Genomic DNA, 23,099 nt, shown 5'->3' with positions numbered 1-23,099 from the left:
TGACGTCGGGTCTCCGCGGCCAAGGCTGGTCTTCAACCTAGCCGACATCGACAACCGCAGCGCCAAAGCGGCCAGCGCCGCGGCGACAAAGCCGAGATTGCGCGGCCCCCTTCGATGCTGAGGCCACCGATCGAGCCGGACAGCCGATAAGCACGGCGTCGGTCTGCTTCGGCGGGACGGGCTCTAACGTATGCATGCGCCGGGGCATGTGAACCGCCCCGGGTTTGTCGGAGGCCCCAACTCCTGAGAGGATGGGGCTATGACGAGCAAGACGACGAACAAGTTCTCGCCTGAGATGCGCGCGCGCGGTGCGGATGGTGCTGGATCACGAAGCCGAGCATCCGTCGCGCTGGGCGGCGATCATGTCGATCGCGGGCAAGATCGGCTGCACGGCGCAAACGCTGAACGAGTGGGTGAAGAAGGCTGAGGTCGACAGCGGCCGAAAGCCCGGGCTGACGACGGACATGGCGGCGAAGCTCAAGGYTCTCGAACGCGAGAACCGGGAGCTGCGCCAAGCGAATGAGATCCTGCGCAAGGCGTCGGCGTATTTTGCCCAGGCCCTTTCGGCGAATGCAGGCATTCGCCTGTCGGGTAAGAGGAGCTCGACCGCCGACACCGGTCATGATCGCGTTCATCGACGATCACCGCAGGGCCTATGGGGTCGAGCCGATCTGCAAGGTGCTGCCGATCGCCCCGTCAACCTATCGTGAGCATGTCGCCGAACGGGTCGATCCGGGGAAGCTGTCGGCTCGGGCGAAGCGGGACCTGGAGCTGAAGCCTCAGATCGAGCGCGTGTTCGGGGAGAACTTCGAGGTCTATGGCGCGCGCAAGGTCTGGCGGCAGATGTTGCGCGAGGGGTTCGACGTTGCCCGCTGCACGGTCGAACGCCTGATGTCGGACCTTGGCCTGCAAGGTGTCATTCGCGGCAAGCCGATCCGCACGACTATCCAGGACAAGGCCGCGCCGTGCCCGCTGGATCATGTCAACCGGGTGTTCCRCGCACCGGCGCCGAACCGGCTCTGGGTCTCGGACTTCACCTACGTCTCGACCTGGTCAGGCTTCGTCTATGTCGCCTTCGYGATCGATGCCTATGCTCGGCGGATCGTCGGCTGGCGAGTGAGCCGGACRGCTCATGCCAGCTTCGTGCTGGATGCTCTTGAGCAGGCTCTTCACGAGCGTCGTCCTGTTCACCGGGGCGGCCTGGTGCATCATAGCGACCGAGGCTCTCAATATGTGAGCATCCGCTATACCGAGCGCCTGGCCGAGGCAGGCATCGAGCCCTCCGTCGGCAGTGTGGGCGACAGCTACGACAACGCTCTCGCCGAGACGATCAACGGGCTCTACAAGGCCGAGCTGATCCATCGGCGCGGGCCGTGGCGATCCTTCGAGGCTGTGGAGTTCGCGACGTTGACCTGGGTCGACTGGTTCAACCATCGCCGATTGCTGGAGCCCAGCGGCAACATTCCGCCGGCCGAAGCCGAGGAGCGCTACTACGCCATGCTGGATGAGCCAGCCATGGCGGCGTGACTCAAACCAAACGGCCTCCGGCGAACCCGGGGCGGTTCAGCACTGCCTGCAAGCGGGCATTCACATCAAGAGATATCGGCGGTCCGGACAGGCGCCCTATTTCACACTCGGCAACACTAGACCGAACGGTACGGCTGGTCGGCCATACCGTTCGGGCTTGCGTATCCGTCAGAACGCTGGAAGCGGCTTCCAGGCGTCGCCCATCCACTTCTCATAGGCCTTGGGGATGGCGCCGTTCAGGATGTTCACGAACAGGAAGGTGTTGACCCAGCGCTGGAAGTCGAAATCGCCGCGGCGCACGCCCATCGCATAGACATTGCTGGTCAGCGTCAGCTTGCGCTCGAACTTCTTGTCGGGATAGCGCTTGTTCAGTTCCGAGGCGAGGTAGGAGACCGTGCCGGCGGCATCGACCTGCCCGGCGACGAGCGCGTTGAGATTGGCGCTGTCGTCGGCGAACTGGACGAGCTGCAGGCCCGGGATGTTCGCCTGGGCGATGAGATTGGCGTAGGCCGAGCCGCGCGCGACGCCGACGCGCTTGCCGGCGAGGTCGGAGAGCTGCGTCGCCTTCAGCTCCGGCGGGCCGATCACCATCGATTCATGCATGCCATAGGGCGCGGTGAAAAGCACCGATTTGGCCCGTTCGGCCGTGATCTGCAGCGTCGAGGCGATCACGTCGGCCTTGCCGGTCAATAGGCTCGGGATGCGGTTCTCGTTGTTGACCGGCACGATTTCGAGCTGCACGCCGAGCTCCTTCGCCAACATCCTGGCGATCTCGACGTCATAGCCGTCCGGCTGCATCTCGGCATTGGTGGTGCCGAAGGGAGGCGAGGCGGTGTTCACTCCGACCAGCACCTTGCCGCGCTTCAGCACGGCGTCGAGCGTCTGGGCCTGGGCGGTCGCGCCGGCCAGCACCAGCGGGATCACGGCTGCCAGGTTGCGCAGCCAGTTTCCGAACCTCATCGTCATCGTCTCTTTCCCCTCTTCTAGCGTTGACGGACTAGGGTTTCAGTGGAACCGTGCCTGGCGCTGCTCCAGCCATTCGGAGAGCAGGGTGAAGGGCAGGCACATCACAAAATAGGCCGCCGCCACCGCGCTGAAGGCGAGCAGCGGCTGGAAGGTCGCGTTGCTGACGATCTGGCCGGCGCGGGTCAATTCGATGAAGCCGACGATCGAGGCCAGCGAGGTGTTCTTGATCACCTGGACGACGAAGCCGCAGCTCGGCGCCAGCGCGATCCGCAGCGCCTGCGGCAGGATCACCAGCCGCATCCTGAGCCAGCGTGACAGGCCGAGCGCCGAGGCGCCTTCCCATTGGCCCGGCGGCACCGCCCGGATCGCGGTGAGCCAGATCGTCGAGAAATAGGAGCCGGCATAGAGCGTCAGCGCCAACGCGCTCGACAACAGCGCACCGATGTCGAAACCGGCGGCGCTGAGCCCGAAATAGGCGATCAGCAGCAGGATCAGCAGCGGCGTGCCCTGGACGAATTGCACGAACAGCATCTGGCCGCGGCGGACGAATGGGCGGCGGCTCAGGCCGAGGCCCGTGAGCAGCGCGCCGAAGGCGCCGCCGCCGGCGAGCGCCAGCAGCGACAGGAGCAGCGTCCAGCGTAGCGCCAGGACGATATAGGTCAGCTCGTTGACGCCGATGCTGCGCATGGTTCAGGCCCAGACCCGGCTGCCGCGGAACAGCCTCAGCCCCAGCAGCCAGAGCAGGAGCCGCTGCAGGTAGTTGAGGAGGAGGTAGAGCCCCGCCGCCACCGAGAAGGCCTCGATGCTGCGGAAGGTGTCGGAATTGATGTCGGAGACGACGGCGGTCAGCTCCTGCGCGCCGATGGCGCAGGTGATGCCGGTCGACAGCATCAGCAGCACGTTCTGGCTGATCAGCGCCGGATAGACGCGCGCCAGCGCCGGCGGCAGCACGATGAAGGCGAGGATCTGCCAGGGCCGCAGCGCCAGGCTCTTTCCCGCCTCGATCTGCCCGCGCGGCGTCCCGGCGAGCCCGGCGCGGATGATCTCGCCGGTATAGGCGGCGTTGTTCAGCACCAGCGAGACGCAGGCCGCCGCGACCGGCGAGAGGCGGATGCCGAGCGAAGGCAGTCCGAGATAGATGACGAAGAGCTGCACCAGCAGCGGCGTGTTGCGGAAGATCTCGACATAACCGCGCGCGAGCCAGCGCAACGGCCAATGCGCCGAGCGCCGTGCCAGCGCGATGGCGAGGCCCGCGCCGGTGCCGAGGAGCATGCCGACCAGCGTCAGCAGGATCGTCAGGACGAGCCCGTCCACCAGAAGCGGCCATCGCTCGAGGACAGGCCCGAAGGTGAGCGAATAGCCGGTCATCGCGCCGCGATCACGGTAGCGGGCGCGGCGTCATCATCGGCCCGGCGGCCGAGAGACTGTCGGCGCGGCAGAGCCCGAGCGCCGCCGCGCTGTACCACCAGGAATTGTCGGCCCAGCGCACGATCATGCATTCGGTGCTGACCTTGATGTGCTGCCCCTCCATCGAATGGCCGAGCGCGATATGGGCGATCGTCTCCGGCAGCCCGGCCGCCAGGCAGATATGGGCGCCGTAGACGGAGTGGCGCAGCGAGGGATAGCCGGCCTGGTCGGGCCGCTCCTGCCAGCGGGCGAGGTTGACCGGGTCGCATTCCCAGCACTTGCCGATGTCGTGGCAGAGCGCGCCGGCGAGCACGAGGTCGCGGTCGATCTCGACCTGCGGGAAGGTCGAGGTGAACTCGTCGACGATCGCCATGGCGAGCTTGGCGACCCCGCGCAGATGCAGCTCCTGCGAGCCCTGGTGCAGCACGAAATGATTGGGCGCGCCCTCGCCCGGCATGTCCGAGATGCGGGTGAAGGAGGAATCGCGCAGCGACAGGGCCCAGGCGCGGATCACCGCCTCGCGCAGCGCCTCGTCGCCGATGCCGAGGATCTCCGGCAGGTCCTCCAGGATGCTCGCCCGGACCTGCGGCGGCACATTGCTCAATTCCGATTCGGGCAGGGTCGGCACGAAGAACCTCGGCTGTCTGGCGCGTCTTGGGAGAGGAGCCTAAGCCCAGCCCTTTCCTGGTTTCCAATCGAAAATGCGGCTAGGCTGATAGAGCCATTGTATCGGATTGCCGATGACGAGCCTGAAACTGATCGAGGCCTTCTATTGGGTGGCGAAGCTGCGCAGCTTCCACGCCACGGCGCGACGGCTCAATGTGACGCAGCCGACCGTGACCTACCGGGTCAAGGAGCTGGAGCGCCAAATCGCCCGCCCGCTGCTGGTCCGCAGCGACCAGCCGGTGCGCCTGACGCCGCAGGGCCAGGCGGTCTTCGCCTATGCCGAGCGGTTCGTCAGCCTGATGGAGGAGATGCATGAGCATCTCGGGCGCGACAGCCCGGTGAGCGGCGTGCTGCGGCTCGGCGTGATGGACGCCTTCGCGGCGATCTGCCTGCCCGACCTGCTCCGGGACCTGTCCGAGCGGCATCCGAACCTCGCCGTCTCGGTGGTGGTCGACCTCAGCCACAGCCTGACGCTGAAGCTCGATGCCGGCGAGCTCGACATCGCCGTGGTCTCGACCCCGCCGAGCATCGCCGGCCTGCGCTATCTGCGCCTCGGCGCGCTGAATGTCGCCTGGATCGCGACGCCGCATTATCGCGGCATCGTCCGCGATGCCCGCACCTTGTCGCGCCAGCGTATCTTCTCGACGCCGCCGCCCTCGAATGTCGGCACGATCATCGCCGACTGGTTCCGCAATGCCGTGATCGATATGCCGACGCTGAGCATCTGCAACAGCATGCCCGCCATCGTCGGGCTCGTCACGGCCGGCGCCGGCATCGGCGTGATGCCGGTCAAGCTGGTCGAGGCGGCGATCAAGGCTGGAACCTTGTGCGTCCTGGAAGAGATCGAGCCCGTGGCCCCGCAGGACGTCTTCATTGGCGTGCCTGTCGGCGTGCTCGACCCGGTCATACCCGTCACGACAGATGCGATCCGTGCCGTGGCCGGCCACCACGCCTTTTGTGACTGACGTCGGTTTGCAAGCAGTCGGGCCGCAAATGGGTGCTTCGCTCAGCTCCACGTATCCGGGAGCTCGGTTATCATGCAAATTCCGCTGAATGGCTCGCCGCGTCGAAGTCATGATCGGCGTTGGCGACTTGCCAGACATGCAAGCTGCGCCACCAGCAGACTCTGGCTCACGACCCGACGACTTAGCCGTCGAGCCGGCGGGTAGTCCCTCGTGGACCAGCGTCGATGGCGACCGGTTGTAAGTCCAAGCATGACTCAGACAGTGCTTGTGACCTTCCGGTATCGCGAGCTTGCACCGCAACTGTGGTTAGGCTTCAACTCTATTAACTCTAACATCTGGGGTTAAGCGCAGCACGTCCTCCAGATCGAGGTGGCTATGACCGGTTCGAAGACAGAGCTTGTGGCTTCGGCCGAAAGGTCGCAATTGCCCCATACCCCGCCTCCTTCGATGCCCACAGGGCTGAAGTCCGACCGGCAAAGCCGATCGGAGACAGGCTTGCCGACAACCGACGTGGGCACACTGCTGCTGCATTGGCTGACGGTCGTGGCGGTCATAGTGAGTCTCGCCACCGGACTGCGCATTTCGGCGGATGCGCTCGATGCGGTGATCTCGCGATGGATGGCGCCCATCCTGCCGCAAGGCGAGATCTGGACTGTCCATATCATCGCCGGCTTGACGCTTTTCGGCGCATCGACGGCTTACGTCATCTATATGGCGTCGAGCGGTCTCGGCGGTCGCGTCGCTTTGCGGCGGCTTAAGATGTGGCGGATGGCCGGCGCGCCGAAGCTGCAATGGATGAGCTTCAACACCCTGCTCCATTGGCTGCTCTATGCCCTGGTTGTCGTGCTGATGATCTCGGGCATTCTGCTTTATCTCGGCTTCGGCGGCTGGGTGGTCTCCGTCCACTTGACGGCCGCCATGAGCACGCTCGCCTATACGTTCATCCACATCCTGGCGCATTTCGGCTACGGCGGTTGGCGCCAGCTCATCCGGATCTTCAGGCCGGCCCGGCTCGTGCCCACGGCAGGGCAACGCAGTCGATGGCCCTTGCTGCTGGCCGCCGTTGTCGCGATTCCTGCGTCAGTCGCCGCGATCGGTCTCGACTTCGGCAGCCGTGACGAGCTGATCGCGGCGCAGACGCGAACGCCACCGAAACTCGACGGCGTGCTCGATGACGAGGCCTGGCGGATTGCCCGGCCGGTCCGCGTCAGGACCCAGCAGGGAGCCAATCTCGGCGGCTCGGGCGAATCGACCGTCGAGATCCGAGCCGTTCAGGATGGCAACAAGATCTATTTCGCATTCCGCTGGCAAGACCCGACGCGCTCGCTCGCTCGGCTCCCCCTGCTCAAGCAGCAGGACGGCTGGCACCTCCTCGGCGCCCATGCCGGCAATGCAGATGTCGTCGACTTCTACGAAGATAAGTTCGCAGTGATCTTCTCGCGCTCGGACGGCTTCGGAGCCGGTGGAGCGACGCATCTCGGCCCGAAGCCTCTCGACGACAAGCCGTCATCGCTCAATCAGCGCGGCCTGCATTACACCAGCGACGGCTCGATCATCGACATGTGGCAATGGAAAGCTTCACGCGGCGGCCTGCTCGGCTACATGGACGACCAGTATATCGGCCCGCCGCGCGAGCCGACGGCCGACGAAGCCGCCAAGCGCGCCCGTTACCAGGGCGGATACTGGAACGACCCCGGGCGAGCCTTCTACAGCTATAATTTCGGCTTCGAAGGACCCGGCGGCTATGCCGGCCCGGTCACACCGAAGCGGCTGCCGATCGATCCGGCCGCGGCGATGGCGGCTCTCGGCCGCTTCGACGCAAAGAATCCCGAGCTGATTCACGATGAAGGCACCCGGTGGTGGCTGACCGAGACCGACAGCGCGCCCTATACCGCGGAGGCCGATGCTCGCATCCCGGTCGGCACGATCATGCCGGGAGTGCTGATCCTCGGCGCCTACGAGGGCGATCGCGCCCAGATCCGTGCCGGAGCGCGCTGGAAAGACGGGTACTGGACCCTGGAGGCCTCACGCGATCTCAAGACGGGAAGCGCCTATGATGTCGACTTCGAGCCGGGCAAGCCGATCTACCTGTGGGTGGCGGTCTTCGACCACACGCAGACGCGCCATACGCGCCATGTCCGCCCGATCGCGCTCAAACTGCCTTAGTGCCGATCCGGCCGGGCGGAGCGGCCGGAGAATCCGTTTCCAAGTTGACAATACAGGACGCTCACCGAGACTTGCCGCCCCGATCAGCAACCGCGAACAGTGCAGGCTATGGCTAAGCCGATATCCCTTGTCGTGAATGGGGCAGCGGTGGCGGTCGCGCGGGGGGACACCCTGCTCGAAGCCGCGCTGGGCGCCGGCATCGTCATCCCGCATGATTGCTGTACCGGGCAATGCGAGACCTGCCGCGTTCGGATCTATGCCGGCGAGGTCAATGCGCAGGGAACGCGGCAGGGCGATACGGTACTGGCGTGCCAGGCGCGAGTGACGGGCGAGGCCGTCCTCGAATTCGATGCCGTTCCCGAGGTCCGCAAGCTGACCGCAACCGTCGCGGATATCCGGCAGATCTCTCCCGACATCGTCGAGACGACCCTCCTGCTCGCGCGGGACTTCACCTATCTTCCGGGGCAGTACGTCAAATGCAAGTTCAGCGGCTATCCCAGCCGCGACTACAGTCCGACGCTGCGCAGCGACGGGACGGGCGAGCGCAATGAGCTGATCCTGCAGATCCGTCGGCAGCCCAGCGGGGCGGTGTCCCCCGATCTGGGAACGCGCATCCGCCCTGGCCACAAGGTGACCTTGCGGGGGCCGTTCGGCAGCGCGTTTCATCGGCTCGACGCCGGGCGGATCATTCTGATCGCGGCGGGCACCGGCTGGGCCCCGATCTGGGCCATTGCCCGCGCCGCCCGCTACCGGGAGCCGTCACGGGAGATGGTCGTGATCGTCGGAGCGCGCGATCCGCGCAATCTCTACATGGCCGAGTCGCTGGCCTGGCTGGCCGAGACCGGTGCCGCGAAGATCATGCCGACCAGCAGCGGCGGCTCGGCGGCCGGCATCCTGAGGGGTCGCCCCACCGATCATCTGCCGGAGCTGCGGCCGGACGACACGGTCTACGTGGCGGGAGCCCCTGAACTGGTGGCGGCGGTGCAGGCGCGTTGCGAGGCGGCCGGCACGACCTGCCATGCCGACCCTTTTGTCGTATCTCCGACGAAGCGGACGATCAGAGACAAGATCGCAGGTCTTTTCTTTGCGCGTGCGGCGTTATGGCCCAAGGCGCGGCAGACGCAGCCTTCACCCTTGAACGCGAGCTTCAAGGGGTAATCGGAATGGCGCCGAAATCCCGGATCACGTTGCCTGCGTCCGGTATCCGAGTGAAGGCGATGAACTTCTCGGCCTCCGGCGTCAACGCACCTTGTTTGTAGACATAGGCGACCTCGCCGCTGCTTGCATAACGCGCGTCCGAGGGATGGAGACCGTCGATCGTCAGCACCTGCGTGCCGATGTCGAGCAGCCGGCTATAGGGTCCGAAGCCGATCGCGCCCTCCGTCAGGCGAACCGTCTCGACAGCCTCCTGTGTCGACGTCGCCGTCTTCGAGCGTTCGGTGATCGCGAGCTCCCGCCAGCCCGGCATTGTCGCGCGCAAGGTCGTGAGAGTGCTGTCGGATTCCTCGCGGCGCACGACGCGGATGCGCTGGTCGGCTCCGCCGACTTCCTTCCAGTTGCCGAACCGGCCAGTGTAGATGCCCGCCAACTGTTCTACGCTCAACTCGGTGATGCCGGCGCTCGGGTGAACGAAGAAGGCACAGGAAATCTTGGCGACCGGCACGTAGACGAGGCCCCGTGCCCGTTCGGCATCCGTCAGGACCCGAGCGACGCGGGCCAGCTTGGCCGTTCCCGACCCGACTGCGGCGATGCCGCCGCCCGAGCCGATGCTGGGAGGGATCTTGACGTCTATGCTCGGCTCGACGTCGCGGAAGCGCTTGGCGACGGCTTGCAGCATCTCCACACCGTCCCCGGTGCCGACCACGATCAGCTCGTCCGCCCGAGTGGGATTGCAGAGGGCCAGCAGGCCAAAGATCAATGCAGTAGAGCGGGATATCATCGAAGGATAAAATTTTCCGCGAAGCTCTGCCAGAACTGGCATGGCCGTATGAATAAATTCTAACCAGAAACATAAAAATAAGAGGTTCATTCTGCTAGATTTTCATTTACGCAAGCTTCAATGGTAGCGGCTAGTATGGGCGGGGATGTTTATCGTGGAGTAGACTGAGTGCCGCAGGAGCAAGCCAGAGCCGGGCGGGCCAGTGAAGCTGGTCGAGCCACCGCGGACGGCTTCCTGCGCCCTGCTTTGAAGTCCATCGGCGCCTGGAGAACGCGTTTGCGGGCTGCCTGGCGTGTCTGGATTTCGACATCCCATATCGGGACACATCTCGCCTTCGTCGTCATGCTGACAGGGGCTGTGACTTTTGCCGTTGTCGGACTCGTCGCGCTGCTGCGCCTCAACGAGGACGCCGTCGAACAGGCGCGGGCGCTGGCACAACTGTCGCGCCAGCAGGTCGCGCGCAGGCTCGATGCCGAGGCCTCGCTTGCCCAGGCGCGCGTCTCCGTGCTGCTGGACGAGGCCAGCCGCCAGACACGCTATCTCGCGCAGCGGCTCGATATCGTGAAGGCGGTGGCCTCAGGCAATCATATCGCGATTCAGGAGCTGCTCGCTCCTGCCGGTGTGACAGGCGAACTCGACGCCTTGCTGGTCGTCGACGCGACCGGCGCCGTGATCGGCGGCAGCCGCACGCCGGATCTCCTAGCCGCTTCGGAAGCCTTGACGCTCCTGGGCGTCAAGGAGGTCGTCACCTCGATTTTCAAGGACAATCAGCGCTCGGTGAGGCGGGCGCACCATGCGACCTACCGCGTGTCGGAAAGCTTCGGTTCCGCGGTGGGACTTCCGCAAGATCGGGCCATCGCTCATCTCGCGGCAGAACCCGTCTTCGACGATTTCGGCGACGTAGCGGGTGTGCTGATCGGGCTGAAGACCCTGGCTCCGTCGGAAAGAACGCTGGAGCTCTTCGCCGGAATCGTTCAGGCAGGTGTCGCGGTGGCGGATGGCGACCGGGTGATTTCCGCCGGTGGCGAGCCGCCGGTCGGCCTTCGGCCAGCTGTGCCGCAAACGCCCGGCGGGCTGATCACCATACCGGGAAGCGGGCGTGTGGCGCGCTGCATCGCAGACAAGATCGGCCTCCTGGTCTGCGTGCATGTCGATGCCGGAGAGGTCGAGGCAACCCAGAGGGAGCTTCAACGCGTCAGCGAGGAACAAGCCGGCACGCTGTTCCGTTGGTTCTTGCTGCTGGCGGCGGGCTCAATCAGCGTTCTGGTGTTCGTGGTCCTGCTGAGTGTCAAGCGGGCGACCCGTGGCCTGCCCCAATTGGCTTCCGCCGCCACGTCGGTCGCACGTGGCGATCTCGATATCCCGTTCAACGCATCCGGCATTGGCGAAGTTCGTAGCCTCGGGCTGGCGTTCGAGGTGATGCTCTTCAATCTCCGGGAGAGCCTCGGCCGCATTCGGCAACTCGCCTTTTTCGATCAGATGACGGAGCTCTCCAACCGGGAGAAGATCCGCATCGACGGAGCCAGCACCCTGTTGAACGGCAAGGATGAGGTGGCCTTCTTCTTCATCGATGTCGATCGCTTCAAAGCCATCAACGACACTTTCGGCCACAAGACCGGCGACGTGCTGCTGCGCCAGTTGGCCTCTCGCCTCACTCATTTCTTCAAGGCGCGGCAGGAGGCCGGAGAGCTTCGCCATTTCTCGGTCGGACGCCTGAGCGGCGACGAGTTCCTAGCTATCTTGAGCGGAGCGCTGACCATCGACGGTCTTCAAGCCTGCGCGGAGGCTTTGATCCAGAGACTGGGCGAGATCTACGTCATCGACCGCACGCATATGACGGTCGGAGCCAGCATCGGCATTGCAGTCGCCGGACGAGATGGCACCGGCTATGACGAACTTCTCGTCAATGCCGATGTCGCGATGTACGAGGCCAAACGGAAGGGGCGAAACGCCTTCGCCTTCTTCACCGCGGAAGCGGCGGAGCTCATGCATGAGCGGCGAACGCTCGAGCAGGATTTGCGAGCTGCGCTGCGGGACCGCTCGCTCGATGTTTTCTACCAGCCGATGATTTCTCTGATCGACCATGGCGTCGTCGGTGCCGAAGCCCTGGTCCGCTGGGCTCATCCTACGCGGGGGGATATTCCACCGGGGAAATTCATCGGCATCGCGGAAGAAGCCGGTTTGATCGCCGAGCTCGGCCAATTTGTCCTCGAGCGCGCGATCGAGGAGGTTCGCGGCCTGAACGACATCACGATATCGGTCAATGTTTCCGTGCTCCAATTGGAGGACCCGACTTTCGCAGCCTCGGTCGAGAACTGCCTTCTGAAGGTCGGGATCCCGCCATCGCGCCTGGAGCTGGAAGTCACGGAATCCGTGGCCATGCGCGCCTCGGACGTCGTTCAGAGGCAGCTGCGGCAGTTGCGGACGCTTGGTGTCCGCTTCTCGATCGATGATTTTGGAACTGGCTACTCCAATCTCTCGATGCTGGCCCGTCTGCAGTTCGATACGCTCAAGATCGACCGTTCTCTGATCCAGGGGGCGCGCGAAAGTATCCAGCAGCAGACGATCGTCCGAACGATCTTATCGCTAGCCCGATCATTGGGCTTTGGTACCATTGTCGAGGGCGTCGAGCGGATCGACGACTTGGCTTTCGTGATGAAGGAAGGCGCGGCCGTAGCGCAGGGCTATTATTTCAGCGAAGCCCTTCCAATCGGAGCTTTCGAAGTCTTCGTGAATGCAAGACGCCTGCGTCAGCTCTCCAAATTAGGGCAGCGGCACTCAAGACAACCCGAACCTTACACTGATACTAAGCGCCTATCACGGTAGATCGAGACATTTCAAACATCTTCGATCTGAGCTTGTCGCGCCCGACAGGGCAGTGAACGCATTCCGTCGGCTCTGCACCTCAGGCCGCCCCAATATCGGCTCGCATTCGAGATAGGGGCCGAATGATGCCGCAGGCATACCTGACCGTATCGGCGAATCTCCCCTTGTCGGTCACTCAAAAGCGACGAATCAGAAGCCTGCGTTGCTCCAGAAGCGGAAATTGGCGTGAAGCCGCAAAGCAGACATTGTCAGTATGCTTGAGCACTAGCTTAAATTAGCAGGGGCGCTGCAGAATGATATCCATCACAATGCTTTCTCGCGGCCTGAGTTAACGGCGAAAGCACAAAATCGATCATTTTAAGCTATCTGCTCTGATAATATTCTCTCTTAAATAAAGACCGTACCAATTCCGCGTGCTTCGAACCTTTCTCATTTCCATGACGCCAAAAGACCACATAGCGGTAAGTTGCGGTTGGGCGGAACGGGATAATCGCGAGATCGTTTCCCAGCGTTTCATACTGCTTCGCGTTGAATTCATTATCGACCGATACGCAGAGCCCGTTTGCGATATACAAGGCACCCAACCCGATAGAATCGACATAAATATTGGCCGCAGAGGCATCTCGCCTCGGACCCGAAACCCTCGATCCCAGCGGGTTGGCCGCATATTGGCGTTCGATCGAGAGCAGTTTCTCGGAAACGAGATCGTCCTCGGTGATGAACTCCTTCCGTGACAGCGGATGATCTGCGCGCATGACGCAGACATTCTGGATTTCAGCGATCTCCAGCCACTGGAAAAACCTTTCGTCCAAGGGCAGTCGCGAGATGCCGAGACGAGGGCCAGGGAACCGTCGATGTCGAGAATGCAAGGCAGGAGTTGCATTCGCTGAGGGCGCGACGAGCGCGCGCGTCGGATCGCGATTGGCGCGCCCTCAGCTGAGTTTGCATGTCGAATGCTGCGAGGACATTTGCTGCGAGGACATCGAAGCGCAGCGTCGATGAATCACAAATAGAGCTTTTCCCAAGCCCACTCAGCTTTGGGCTGCGCGTGAAGGCCCCAGAACAGATCGGCGACCTCCTCCGCTTCCGCGCTAGCCGGGCTGACCAACTTCGCCACGGTGACGACCCCGACATGGACGCCGTGGCCGCGGCTGACCTCAAACAGGCCTTGCGCCATAGCACGAATACCGGCCTTGCCGACGCTCAGCGTCAGCAGATCGGGATGGGGCGTGGTGGCGAGGCCCCCGCCCGTGAGCAGTATCGATCCCGAGCCACGGTCGTAGAAAGCGGGCAGCGCTGCACGAAGCGCGGCGAGAGCGCCGGTGACGTTGACGGCGACGTCGTCCTCGATCGTGTCGACGGCCAAGTCGCCCAGCGGGTCGGTGCGCAACTGCCCGTCGCTATAACGCAGTACGCCGGCATTATAGTGCAGTACGTCGATGTCGGGTGCGTAACGGGAGACCAGCGCGTCGACTGCGGCAGCGTCGCGGACGTCGACGATCTCCTCGACGACGTCGGCACCGTGCCCCGACAGCGTATCCGACATGCCCTTCAGCTTGTCGGCGTTTCGAGCGGCCAGCACGACACGAAAATCCTCACGGGCGAAGCGCTCGGCCGTGGCGAGCCCAATACCCGGACCCGCTCCGATGATGAGAACGGCTTTCGACATGATGGTTGTCCTTGAATGTGGTTTGAACAGGAGTGGACCTCGCCCGGCACCTCAGGCAGCCGGAAAGTCTGCGCCCTCGGTGACGGCGGCCCAGGCGTCGAAGTCGGTCCGGAGCTCGGCGAGCTTTTCGCGCGCACCGGCGAGCGCGGCCTTGCCCAGCAGCAGCCGCAGCGGCGGTTCGGTCGCATTGACCGCCATGACAATGGCTCGCGCCGCCCGCTCGGGATCGCCCGGCTGCTGGCCGTCATAGCCGGTGATGGTGCGGCGGAAGGCACCAGCTGTATCCGCGTAATCGTCGATCACCGTGCCGGCATGCCCTGGCGAGCGGCCCGCCCAGTCCGTCCGGAACGGACCCGGCTCAACGATCAGCACCTTGATGCCGAGGGGCGCGACCTCGCGCGACAGGCTCTCCGAAAGCGCCTCGACCGCGAATTTCGTAGCCGCGTAGAAACTGAGCGAGGGTAAGGCGCGCAGGCCGCCGATCGAGGAGATGTTGACGATCGTGCCGGCGCGACGGCGGCGCATGCCCGGCAGCACGGCGCGAGACATCTGTGCCAGCCCCCAGACATTGGTCTCGAACATGGCGCGCACCGCACCCATGTCGCTTTCCTCGAAGGCGCCGAAGTAGCCGACGCCGGCATTGTTCACGAGTACGTCGATGCGGCCGAAGCGCGCCTCGGCGGCCTGGACGACCTCGGGGATGTCGGCTTCCCGCGTGACGTCGAGCTTGAGGACGAGGGTGCGCTCTGCGTGGTCGGTCCCGATATCCGCGATCTGCGCCGGGTTGCGGGCGGTGACGACGACGTTGTGTCCGAGCGCGACGACGTGCTGGGCCAACGCGCGGCCGAAGCCGGTCGAGCAGCCGGTGATGAGCCATGTCTGTGGCATGGAACGAGCCTCTAAAATTGAGAAAAAGGTTGGGGCGCACGCCGCCAGTCGCGGCGCGCGACGGGGATCAGACGACCTGGGCGAGCTCGATCAGGTTGCCGAAGGGATCGGCGATGAAGGCGAGCTTGCGGCTGATGTCGTCGAGCTTGAACGGCTCGGTGACGACCGTGACGCCCCGGGCCCGCAGTGCCGCAACGCTCGCATCCATGTCGGCAACGTTGATGCAGAAATGGTGCAGGCCGGCCTGGCGCAGGCTCTCGCCGAGATCGGCATAGGTCGGAGCCGGTGTCGGCAACGGATCGCCACCCGCCAGCAGCTCGATCATGAAGTGGTCGTCATTGGGCAGTGCGAGATAGGCGAGCTTCTGATCGGCATAGGGCCACTGGTGGACAATGCGGAAATCGAGCTTCCCGACATAAAACGCGATCGCGTCGTCGAAGGACGGCACGCGCAGCGCGACGTGGTGGCCGCGCAGGTCGGCGAAGGGCGAAGCGGCGTTGCGAGTGGGCAAGGTGAAGTCGGCCATGGAAACCTCCATCCGGTGATCGGCCGGCGGGATGCCGGCTGCGATGACGTGAAGGTGGCTCAACTCGACTTCCGCGATTAGATCGGTAAATCTTCGCATGATGCTGAGTGAGGATCATCAATGCGTGCGACAGAACTCTCAGAGCTTTCCGCCTTCGACGCTGTCGCGCGCAACCTGAGCTTTCGCCGAGCCGGGGAGGAGCGCGGTGTCACGGCGTCTGCCATCAGCCATGCCGTCAGCAACCTGGAGGAGCGCGTCGGCATCCGGCTGCTCAACCGCACGACCCGCAGCGTCTCATTGACCGATGCCGGCGGGGTGCTGCACGCACAGCTCTCGCCCGCCTTCGCGGATATCGGCGCAGCACTCGACGCGCTCAACAGTTTTCGCGATACGCCCTTCGGCAAGGTCAAACTCAACGTGCCGAGTTCGATCGCGCCCTTCGTGCTCGGCCGTGTGCTCGGTCCGTTGGTCAAGGCCAACCCGCAGCTCCAAGTCGAGATCGTGGCGACCGACCAGCTCGTAGATATCGTCGACGAGGGCTTCGACGCCGGCATCCGACTCGGCGAAAGCCTGCGCGAGGGCATGGTGGCGGTGAAGATCCGGCCTCGGCTGCGCATGGCCGTCGTCGGCTCACCCGCGTACTTCGACGAGCGGCCGATGCCGATGACCCCGCGCGAGCTCTCTCAGCATGTCTGCGTCCAGAACATGTATCCGAGCGGCGTCCGCTACGCGTGGGAGTTCGAGTTGAAGGGGGACGCGATCGCCTATCACCCGACGGGTCCGATCGCGCTCGATGATCACGAGCTCATGGTCCAGGTCGCCCTGTCGGGTGCTGCGCTCGCCTATGTTTGGGAAAACCGAGCTGAACGCGACATCCTTGACGGCCGCCTTGTACGCTGCCTCGACGAATGGTGTCCGCCCGAAGACTGGCTCTACCTCTACTATCCCAGCCGCCGGAACATGTCGGCAGGGCTTCGCGCGTTCATCGACGCGGTGAAGGCCTGATCAGGATGCAGCAACGCGCCAGGAGCGGACATGGACCCGTTGCCGAAAAGCGGATGTCGACATCGTGGCTAGGCGAAGGCGGCTCTGTTCAGTGCGCCTGCTGCATGGCTCGAGCGGAGGATATCGATGAATTGCCCATGGAATTGCCGGGGCGCGACGACGAGGCTGCGGCATTGCAGCGGGTCGCCCTTGCCGTCGATCTCGGTCGCCAGGCATCCGGCTTCGCGCGCGATGATCACGCCGGCCGCCAGGTCCCAGAGATCGAGCTTGGCGCCGGAGGCCCAGAAACCGTCGAAACGGCCTTCGGCGACATAGGCGATCTCCAGCGCAGCCGAGCCCGGACTGCGGATGCCGGAGACCCGCGGCATGATCGCCGCCATCTCTCGGGCGGCCTTCTCGGTGTCGCCCTTGCCATTATAGGGAAAGCACGTTCCGACGACCGCATGGGCGAGGGACTTGCGGCTGGAGCCGTTCAGCCGCCTGTCGCCGAGATAGGCACCTTGCCCGGCCGCAGCCCAGAACATCTCGCCGCTCAGGGGATTGTAGGTCACGCCCGCTGTCACCTCGTCGCCTTCCATCAGGGCGAGCGAGGCCGAGAATTGCGGTATGCCGTGCAGGAAATTGTTGGTGCCGTCGAGCGGGTCGATGATGATCCTGAGCCCGTTTCCGGCATCGGGCGAGGCTGCGCCCTCCTCGCCGAGCACTGCGACGTCCGGCAGTTTTTCGTTGAGATGGGCGATGATCAATCGTTCGGACTCGATGTCCGCGGCGGAGACGAAATCGGACGGGCCCTTCTCGAGGATGGGGAGGGCGGAGAGGCGCGCGAAATTCTCGGCGAGCGAGGCACCGCCGATGCGCGCGGCTTCCTTCATGGATCTGACGATCTCGCTGCGGGTCCGGGGCTTGTTGGGCATGATGGCTGACCTGGCTGAAGTCGAAGGACTCACCGGCGATTTCACGCCGCTGGCATGATCCCAACTCGCGGCGCCGCGATCCGGTTTAGCGCCGCCTGATGCAGCTCGGGATTGGCCGCGGCCAGGCAGCGCCCGCTCGAATGCAGGGTCAGCGGCGCTCCGTCCCAATCGGTGATGACGCCGCCGGCATTGGCGATGACCGGGACATGGGCGAGGACGTCATGCGGGGTAGTGAAGCGGTCGATCGCGATATCGATCCCACCCGAGGCGAGCCGCCCGTAGGAATAGCAGCTGCCGCCATAGACGCACCAATGCACGGATGAGCGCAGCGCCTGGAAAATCGGCAGGCTCGCGGGATCGTAGAGCTCGATATTGCTGGTCGAGAGGACGGCTTCGGGCAGGAGCTTGCGGCCGGAGGTCGTGACGCGGGTGTCGTTCAGGGTGGTCGGGTAGCCCTCGGCGCCGACCCAGCGCTCGCGCGTCATCGGCTGGTCGATGACGCCGAGTATGGGCAGGCCGCGGCGGGTGAGCGCGATCAGCGTGCCGAAGACCGGGATGCCGGCGACGAAGGCTTTTGTGCCGTCGATCGGGTCGAGCACCCAGACATATTCGACATCGGTCGCCTGCGCGCCGAATTCCTCGCCCTGGATGCCGTGCTCCGGAAAGGCCTCGCCGATGCGGCGGCGCAGTTCCGTCTCGACGCCACGGTCGATCTCGGTGACCGGGCTGTCGTCGCCCTTCGAGACGAAGGCGTTGTTGTGGCGGGCGGCGTCGCGGATGATCGTGCCGCTCGCCTCGGCCAGCCCCTGGGCGAAGGCGATGAAGTTCCTGATATCGCTAGTCGGCATGACGGACCTGTCCGGGAATTGCAGCTGTGCTCGTGAGCGGGCGCTGGTGCTTGCTGAGCGCGTATTCGAGGTATTTGAAGCAGCGCGTGATCACGAGCGTGATCGCGAGGTAGATCAGCGCCGCCATGATGAAGACCTCGTAGGGGGAGAAGGTGCTGGCGACGATGGTGTTGGCGACGCCGGTCAGCTCCATCAGCGTGATCGTGCTGGCGAGCGAGGTGCCCTTCAGCATGCCGATCGCCTGGTTGCTGTAGGCGGGCAGCATGAGCCGAAAGGCGATCGGCAGCACGATCAGGCGCTGGACCTGGAAGGCGGACATGCCGCAGGCGCGGGCCGCCTCGACCTCGCCGGCGGGAACGGCCTGGATCGCACCCCGCAGGATGTTCGTCGTATAGGCGGTCGAATGCAGCGCGCAGGCGAGCAGAGCGCAGATGAAGGGCTGGCGCAGCCAGGGCCAGAGAAAGCTCTGGCGCACGAGATCGAACTGGGCGAGGCCGTAATAGACGATGAAGATCTGCACCAGCAGCGGCGTGCCGCGAAAGAAATAGACGAAGCCGTAGATCGGTGCGCGCGTGAGGCGGGAGCCATTGGCGTAGAGGATGCCGAGCGGCAGCGCGCAGACGAAGCCGATGATCTCCGTCAGCAGCAGCAGCTTGAGGGTGAGGACCGCTCCTTCCAGCAGGCGTGGGAGGCTGTCGATCATGAGCGACATGTCCATGATCAGACCCTCCGGACGCCGCGGTTGGCGCGGTTTTCGAGCAGCTCGATGATGAGGGAGTTGGTGATGGTCAGCAGGAGATAGATCAGGGCCGCGAGCATGTAGAAATGGAACGGGCTGCGCGTCACCGAGGTCGCGATGTAGCTGACGCGCATCAGCTCCTCGAGCCCGACCACGGAGATGAGCGAGGTGTTCTTGATCAGCGAGATCCAGATATTGCCGAGCGCCGGCAGGGCGTAGCGCCACATCAGCGGCAGGCGGATATAGATGAACAGTGTCAGCGGCGACATGCCGAAGGCCTTGGCCGCCTCGATCTGGCCGGGCGGGATGGCGAGGAAGGCGCCGCGGAAGATCTCGGCCGCATAGCCGCCGAAGACGAGGCTGAGCGCTAGCACGCCGGCACCGAGCGCCGGCATCTCGAAATAGGTGTTCGGGCCGCCGATCCAGCGTAGGGCCGCCGAGAGCGCTACCGTGCTGCCGAAATAAACCAGGAGGATGATCAGCAGTTCCGGCGTGCCGCGGATGCAAGTCGTATAGAGATCACCCGCTGCGCGTAAGGTCCGCGACGCGGAGAGCTTGGCGAGCGCGACGAGGAGCCCGATCACGAGCCCTGCCAGCAACGACAGGAACGCGACCTTGAGCGTGACCATCGTTCCCCAGAAGAGCTGGGCGCCCCAGCCCTGAAAGAGATCAGCCGTCATGGTTCAATCCCGTGAGGGGCGGCGCGGGAGGCAAGGTGGTGCGGCGCACAAGCCCTGCTCCCGCTCGACGAGGCCGGCTGGCTCAATCGTTCCAGACGCTGGGCAGGACGGTGAACTTCCAGTACTTCTGGTTGATCGTCTTGAAGGTCCCGTCGGCGTACATGCCCTTGAGCGCGTCGTTGACCTTGCCCAGCAGCTCCGCCTCGTTCTTGCGCAGGCCGACGCCGACGCCCGGCCCGAAATACTTGATGTTCTCGAGTTCGGGGCCGATGTACTTGAAGCCCTTGCCCTGCGGCTCGGCGAAGAAGCCTTCCATCTTGATCGGCCCGGCCATGATCAGGTCGACGCGGCCCGAGACGAGGTCCAGCAGCAGGGTCTCGTAGTTCTCGTAGCGCGAGATCTGCACACCGGGGAACAGCTCGGAGAAATAACGGTCATAGGTGCTGGAGCGGATCAGCCCGACGACCTTGCCGTCGAGCGCCTTGGGACTGGGTGTGCCGTCGGCCGTCACCGGCTCAAGCTTGGAGGCGTTCGGGCCGACGAAGCGGCCGGTCGACGAGCGGTAGGGAATGCTGAAATCGATGCTCTTCTGCCGAGCCTCGGTGATCGACAGGCTGGCGAGCACGAGATCGAACTTGCGCGCCGTCAGCGCCGGGATGACCCCTTCGAGCGACTGGCAGACGAAGCTGAGCTCGAAACCGGCGCGCTTGCCGATCTCGCGGGCGATATCGACATCGAAGCCGGCTAGTTCTCCGTTTGCGGTGCGGTAGTTGAAAGGCGGGTTGGTGCATTCGGTGCCGACCTTGACCTCTCGGGCGAAGGCGGAGCCTGCCAGCAGCAAGGCTGCGCTGGCCAGTAGGGTGAGAGCCGTCTTCTTCATGGGTCTTCTCCTCACAGAACCCGCTGCAGGAAGCGCCTGCACCGCTCGGAGGCCGGATTGCCGAAAATGTTGTCCGGCGTGCCGCGCTCTTCGATCTTCCCCTCGTGAAGGAAGAGCACCTCGTTCGAGACTTCGCGGGCGAAGCCCATTTCGTGGGTCACGACGATCATGGTCCGCCCCTCCTCGGCCAAGAGGCGCATGACCCTCAGGACCTCACCGACCAGTTCGGGATCGAGGGCGGAGGTCGGCTCGTCGAAGAGCAGCAGCTTGGGCTCCATCGCTAAAGCGCGGGCGATGGCGCAACGCTGCTGCTGGCCGCCGGAAATATGGGCGGGATAGTGGAAGCGCTTGTCGAACAGGCCGACCTTGGCGAGCAGGGCCTCGCCCCGCTCCCTAGCCTGCGCCTTCGGCACGCCAAGCACCTTGATCGGCGCAATCGTGACATTGTCGAGGACGGTGAGGTGACTCCAGAGGTTGAAGCTCTGGAACACCATGCCCATCCGGCTGCGGATCCGGCTGATCTGTCTGGCGTCCAGGACCGGAGCGCGGTTTCCGCTGCGGCCGAGGCTGATCTGCTCGCCCTCGAAGGCGATCGTGCCGATTTCCGGCATTTCGAGCAGGTTGATGCAGCGCAGGAAGGTGCTCTTTCCCGAACCGCTCGCCCCGATCATGCAGATGACGTCACGCTCGCGAGCAGCCAGGCTGACACCCTTGAGAACCGGGAAGTCGCCATAGCTCTTGTGGATATCGTCCGCCGTGAGGACGGTTTTCGCCTCGGGTCGAGACACGTTATCCCTTTCGCGCGTGTTGCATGACCGGCTTTGTCCGATCGCGATTGGCAGGGACGGTATCGGCGGCTAAAAATTGCCTCAAGTACCAATTTCTTTAAGTAGAGCATACCAATCTTGAGGTATGCTTGACCGTTCGCGTCGCCGGCCGCTCAATCCACGGCAGCAGCAGGCCGGCCCGCCCCGACCGCATCCGCGACAGGATATGAACGCGAGCTTCAACTATCCCTTCTGGAACACGATCGCGCTGGCGCCGGACGGGCCGGAGCCGCTCTATGACCAGATTGCCGGGCAACTTCGGGCGCTGGTCGTCGCCGGCGCGATCCCGCGCGGCATGCGTCTGCCGCCTTCGCGCCAGCTCGCAGGTGAGCTCGACGTCTCCCGCTCGACGATCGTGCTCGCCTATAACCGCCTGAAGAACGAAGGCTATGCGCATGGGCGCACGGGCGCGGGCACCTATATCGAGAAGGACCTGCCCGAGGATCTGCACCGCCGCATCGGCGAACCGGCGCCGGCGACACCGCCACTCCGGCAGCCGCGCGTGCTGGCCGCGCGCGGTAGTGCCCTGATGGGGTTGGCGCTGCCGAGCGAGCGCGAGCTCGGCTATGATCTCAGCCCGCTGCTGCCGGCGCTGGACGAATTGCCGTTCGGGGATATCAGCCGCAGCACCGCCGAATACTGGGGCTCGGAGCCCTGGCCCCAGTTCAATTTCAGCGAGCGCCTCGGCCTGCCGGCCTTGCGCCAGCAGATCGCGAAATATCTAGGAGAATACGAAGGCGTGCCTTGCCGGCCGGAGCAGATCGCCGTCGTCGCCAGCACGACGCAGGCCTTCATCCTGCTTGCGCAGCTGCTGCTCGACCCCGGCGGCGGTGTCGTCATCGAAGACCCCGGCTATCCGACACGGGTGGCCGCGCTGGTGGCGAATGGTGCACGCGTCCTGCCCCAGCGCGTCGATCTGGAGGGGCTCAGTATCGACCGCTTCGGCCCGGAGACCGACGATGCCCGGATGGTGATCGCTTCGCCGACCAATCAGTTTCCCTATGGCTCGACCATGTCGATGGAGCGCAGGCTCTCCCTGCTGGCCTGGGCTCGAGCCCGGAACGCCTGGGTGATCGAGTACGACTACAGCAGCCCGATCGGCATCAACCGCCAGCCGCTGGCGTCCTTGCTCTCGCTCGACGCCGACCAGCGCGTCATCTTCATCGGCAATATCAACCGGATCTTCTCGCCCTCGTTCGGCCTGACCTATCTGGTGCTGCCGCCCGATTTGGTCGAGCTGTTCTATCGCGCGAAGCTGGTCTTTTCCTGCTATCTGCCGCCGCCGCTGCAACAGATGGTGGCCGACATCATGGGCCGCGGTGTTCTCGCTAAGCATGTCCGGCGCATGCGGCTCATCTATCGCGAGCGGGCGACGATCCTGGTCGATGCCTTGCGGCAGGCCCTGGATGGCCGGCTGCTCATTCCCGACGTCACGGCAGGGCTGCACCTCACCGCCCATGCGTTGGGACCGCTCGACGACGCCGCAGTCACCGATGCGGCGCGGCAGCGCGGCATCGATGCGCCCGCTTTGTCGCGCTATCGGTTGCAGGACCGGACGGCGACGGGCTTCGTCTTCGGTTTCGGCAATACCGCGCCGGAGCGCATCACCCCGGCCGTGCGGCGCTTCGCCGAGATCATGGCTGTGGCCTAGGGTTTTTGGA

21 protein-coding genes, 1 pseudogene and 1 other annotated feature are annotated in these 23,099 nt (G+C 64.5%); of the genes and pseudogenes, 7 read left to right on the top strand and 15 right to left on the bottom strand.

Translation table 11 applies throughout. The features are described from left to right. Positions 1-259: 259 nt before the first annotated feature. Positions 260-1,527, top strand: a pseudogene (locus AC1DS0_RS08400) (IS3 family transposase). Beyond that, positions 582-696, top strand: a sequence feature (AL1L pseudoknot). Its footprint overlaps the pseudogene before it by 115 nt. Positions 1,528-1,695: 168 nt before the next feature. On the opposite strand, the gene AC1DS0_RS08395 reads toward AC1DS0_RS08400, so the two are convergent. From AC1DS0_RS08395 to AC1DS0_RS08380, 4 genes are read right to left on the bottom strand one after another with little or no spacing between them, the layout of a single operon-like run. Further along, a complete protein-coding gene (locus AC1DS0_RS08395; protein ID WP_476813910.1) occupies positions 1,696-2,493 on the bottom strand; it encodes a transporter substrate-binding domain-containing protein in 798 nt (265 codons plus the stop codon). Positions 2,494-2,532: 39 nt separating this feature from the next. Beyond that, positions 2,533-3,180 (bottom strand): amino acid ABC transporter permease, encoded by a 648-nt coding sequence (locus AC1DS0_RS08390; RefSeq protein WP_476813909.1) that lies wholly within the window; start codon positions 3,178-3,180, stop codon positions 2,533-2,535. A gap of 3 nt (positions 3,181-3,183) precedes the next feature. Continuing rightward, positions 3,184-3,861, bottom strand: coding sequence for an amino acid ABC transporter permease (locus AC1DS0_RS08385; protein ID WP_476813908.1), 678 nt, complete (start codon positions 3,859-3,861; stop codon positions 3,184-3,186). 10 nt (positions 3,862-3,871) lie between these two features. Beyond that, a complete protein-coding gene (locus AC1DS0_RS08380; RefSeq protein ID WP_476813907.1) occupies positions 3,872-4,528 on the bottom strand; it encodes an HD domain-containing protein in 657 nt (218 codons plus the stop codon). Positions 4,529-4,640: 112 nt separating this feature from the next. Here AC1DS0_RS08380 and AC1DS0_RS08375 point away from each other — a divergent pair, with 112 nt between their 5' ends. From AC1DS0_RS08375 to AC1DS0_RS08365, 3 genes are all read left to right on the top strand, one after another. Beyond that, entirely contained in the window at positions 4,641-5,531 is an 891-nt protein-coding gene (locus tag AC1DS0_RS08375; RefSeq protein WP_476813906.1) for a LysR family transcriptional regulator, read from the top strand. A 495-nt stretch (positions 5,532-6,026) separates the two neighbouring features. After that, a complete protein-coding gene (locus tag AC1DS0_RS08370) occupies positions 6,027-7,697 on the top strand; it encodes an ethylbenzene dehydrogenase-related protein (RefSeq protein WP_476813905.1) in 1,671 nt (556 codons plus the stop codon). Between the two features lie 108 nt (positions 7,698-7,805). Next, positions 7,806-8,855: a 2Fe-2S iron-sulfur cluster-binding protein gene (locus AC1DS0_RS08365; protein WP_476813904.1), complete on the top strand. Its 1,050-nt coding sequence runs from the start codon at positions 7,806-7,808 to the stop codon at positions 8,853-8,855. Here AC1DS0_RS08365 and AC1DS0_RS08360 read toward each other — a convergent pair. Further along, complete coding sequence (locus AC1DS0_RS08360; RefSeq protein ID WP_476813903.1) at positions 8,845-9,726, bottom strand: PstS family phosphate ABC transporter substrate-binding protein; 882 nt, start codon at positions 9,724-9,726, stop codon at positions 8,845-8,847. The genes AC1DS0_RS08365 and AC1DS0_RS08360 overlap by 11 nt on opposite strands. A gap of 78 nt (positions 9,727-9,804) precedes the next feature. On the opposite strand from AC1DS0_RS08360, the gene AC1DS0_RS08355 reads away from it, so the two are divergent. After that, positions 9,805-12,462, top strand: a complete 2,658-nt coding sequence (locus tag AC1DS0_RS08355) for a bifunctional diguanylate cyclase/phosphodiesterase (RefSeq protein WP_476813902.1) — start codon at positions 9,805-9,807, stop codon at positions 12,460-12,462. Positions 12,463-12,824: 362 nt separating this feature from the next. Here AC1DS0_RS08355 and AC1DS0_RS08350 read toward each other — a convergent pair whose 3' ends face one another. The 4 genes from AC1DS0_RS08350 to AC1DS0_RS08335 form a co-directional block, all read right to left on the bottom strand. Beyond that, positions 12,825-13,331 carry a LysR substrate-binding domain-containing protein gene (locus tag AC1DS0_RS08350; protein WP_476813901.1) on the bottom strand — a complete coding sequence of 169 codons (507 nt, stop codon included), beginning with the start codon at positions 13,329-13,331 and terminating at the stop codon, positions 12,825-12,827. A gap of 134 nt (positions 13,332-13,465) precedes the next feature. Further along, a complete protein-coding gene (locus AC1DS0_RS08345) occupies positions 13,466-14,131 on the bottom strand; it encodes an SDR family NAD(P)-dependent oxidoreductase (protein WP_476813900.1) in 666 nt (221 codons plus the stop codon). 51 nt (positions 14,132-14,182) lie between these two features. Then, positions 14,183-15,019: an oxidoreductase gene (locus AC1DS0_RS08340; protein ID WP_476813899.1), complete on the bottom strand. Its 837-nt coding sequence runs from the start codon at positions 15,017-15,019 to the stop codon at positions 14,183-14,185. A gap of 67 nt (positions 15,020-15,086) precedes the next feature. Then, on the bottom strand, positions 15,087-15,608 hold the full coding sequence (locus AC1DS0_RS08335) for a VOC family protein (RefSeq protein WP_476813898.1): 522 nt from the start codon (positions 15,606-15,608) through the stop codon (positions 15,087-15,089). Between the two features lie 57 nt (positions 15,609-15,665). On the opposite strand from AC1DS0_RS08335, the gene AC1DS0_RS08330 reads away from it, so the two are divergent. Then, positions 15,666-16,550, top strand: a complete 885-nt coding sequence (locus AC1DS0_RS08330; protein ID WP_476813897.1) for a LysR family transcriptional regulator — start codon at positions 15,666-15,668, stop codon at positions 16,548-16,550. A gap of 68 nt (positions 16,551-16,618) precedes the next feature. Here AC1DS0_RS08330 and AC1DS0_RS08325 read toward each other — a convergent pair whose 3' ends face one another. From AC1DS0_RS08325 to AC1DS0_RS08300, 6 genes are all read right to left on the bottom strand, one after another. Then, the gene (locus AC1DS0_RS08325) at positions 16,619-17,422 is read right to left on the bottom strand and encodes an inositol monophosphatase family protein (protein ID WP_476813896.1); all 804 of its coding nucleotides are present in this window, start codon (positions 17,420-17,422) and stop codon (positions 16,619-16,621) included. Between the two features lie 83 nt (positions 17,423-17,505). Continuing rightward, positions 17,506-18,312 carry an inositol monophosphatase family protein gene (locus tag AC1DS0_RS08320; RefSeq protein WP_476813895.1) on the bottom strand — a complete coding sequence of 269 codons (807 nt, stop codon included), beginning with the start codon at positions 18,310-18,312 and terminating at the stop codon, positions 17,506-17,508. Next, entirely contained in the window at positions 18,302-19,030 is a 729-nt protein-coding gene (locus AC1DS0_RS08315; protein ID WP_476813894.1) for an ABC transporter permease, read from the bottom strand. Before AC1DS0_RS08315 ends, AC1DS0_RS08320 begins: the two co-directional genes overlap by 11 nt. A gap of 2 nt (positions 19,031-19,032) precedes the next feature. Continuing rightward, the gene (locus tag AC1DS0_RS08310) at positions 19,033-19,731 is read right to left on the bottom strand and encodes an ABC transporter permease (protein ID WP_476813893.1); all 699 of its coding nucleotides are present in this window, start codon (positions 19,729-19,731) and stop codon (positions 19,033-19,035) included. A gap of 82 nt (positions 19,732-19,813) precedes the next feature. Further along, complete coding sequence (locus tag AC1DS0_RS08305) at positions 19,814-20,611, bottom strand: transporter substrate-binding domain-containing protein (RefSeq protein ID WP_476813892.1); 798 nt, start codon at positions 20,609-20,611, stop codon at positions 19,814-19,816. Between the two features lie 11 nt (positions 20,612-20,622). Next, complete coding sequence (locus AC1DS0_RS08300; protein ID WP_476813891.1) at positions 20,623-21,399, bottom strand: ABC transporter ATP-binding protein; 777 nt, start codon at positions 21,397-21,399, stop codon at positions 20,623-20,625. A gap of 205 nt (positions 21,400-21,604) precedes the next feature. Here AC1DS0_RS08300 and pdxR point away from each other — a divergent pair, with 205 nt between their 5' ends. Beyond that, the gene (gene pdxR / locus AC1DS0_RS08295) at positions 21,605-23,089 is read left to right on the top strand and encodes a MocR-like pyridoxine biosynthesis transcription factor PdxR (protein ID WP_476813890.1); all 1,485 of its coding nucleotides are present in this window, start codon (positions 21,605-21,607) and stop codon (positions 23,087-23,089) included. The last annotated feature ends 10 nt before the right edge of the window (positions 23,090-23,099 follow it).

The organism is Allobosea sp. P4_H5, assembly GCF_056400825.1.
The sequence above is the reverse complement of the archived record's forward strand: the minus strand, read 5'-3'. Positions and strand labels throughout refer to the sequence as shown.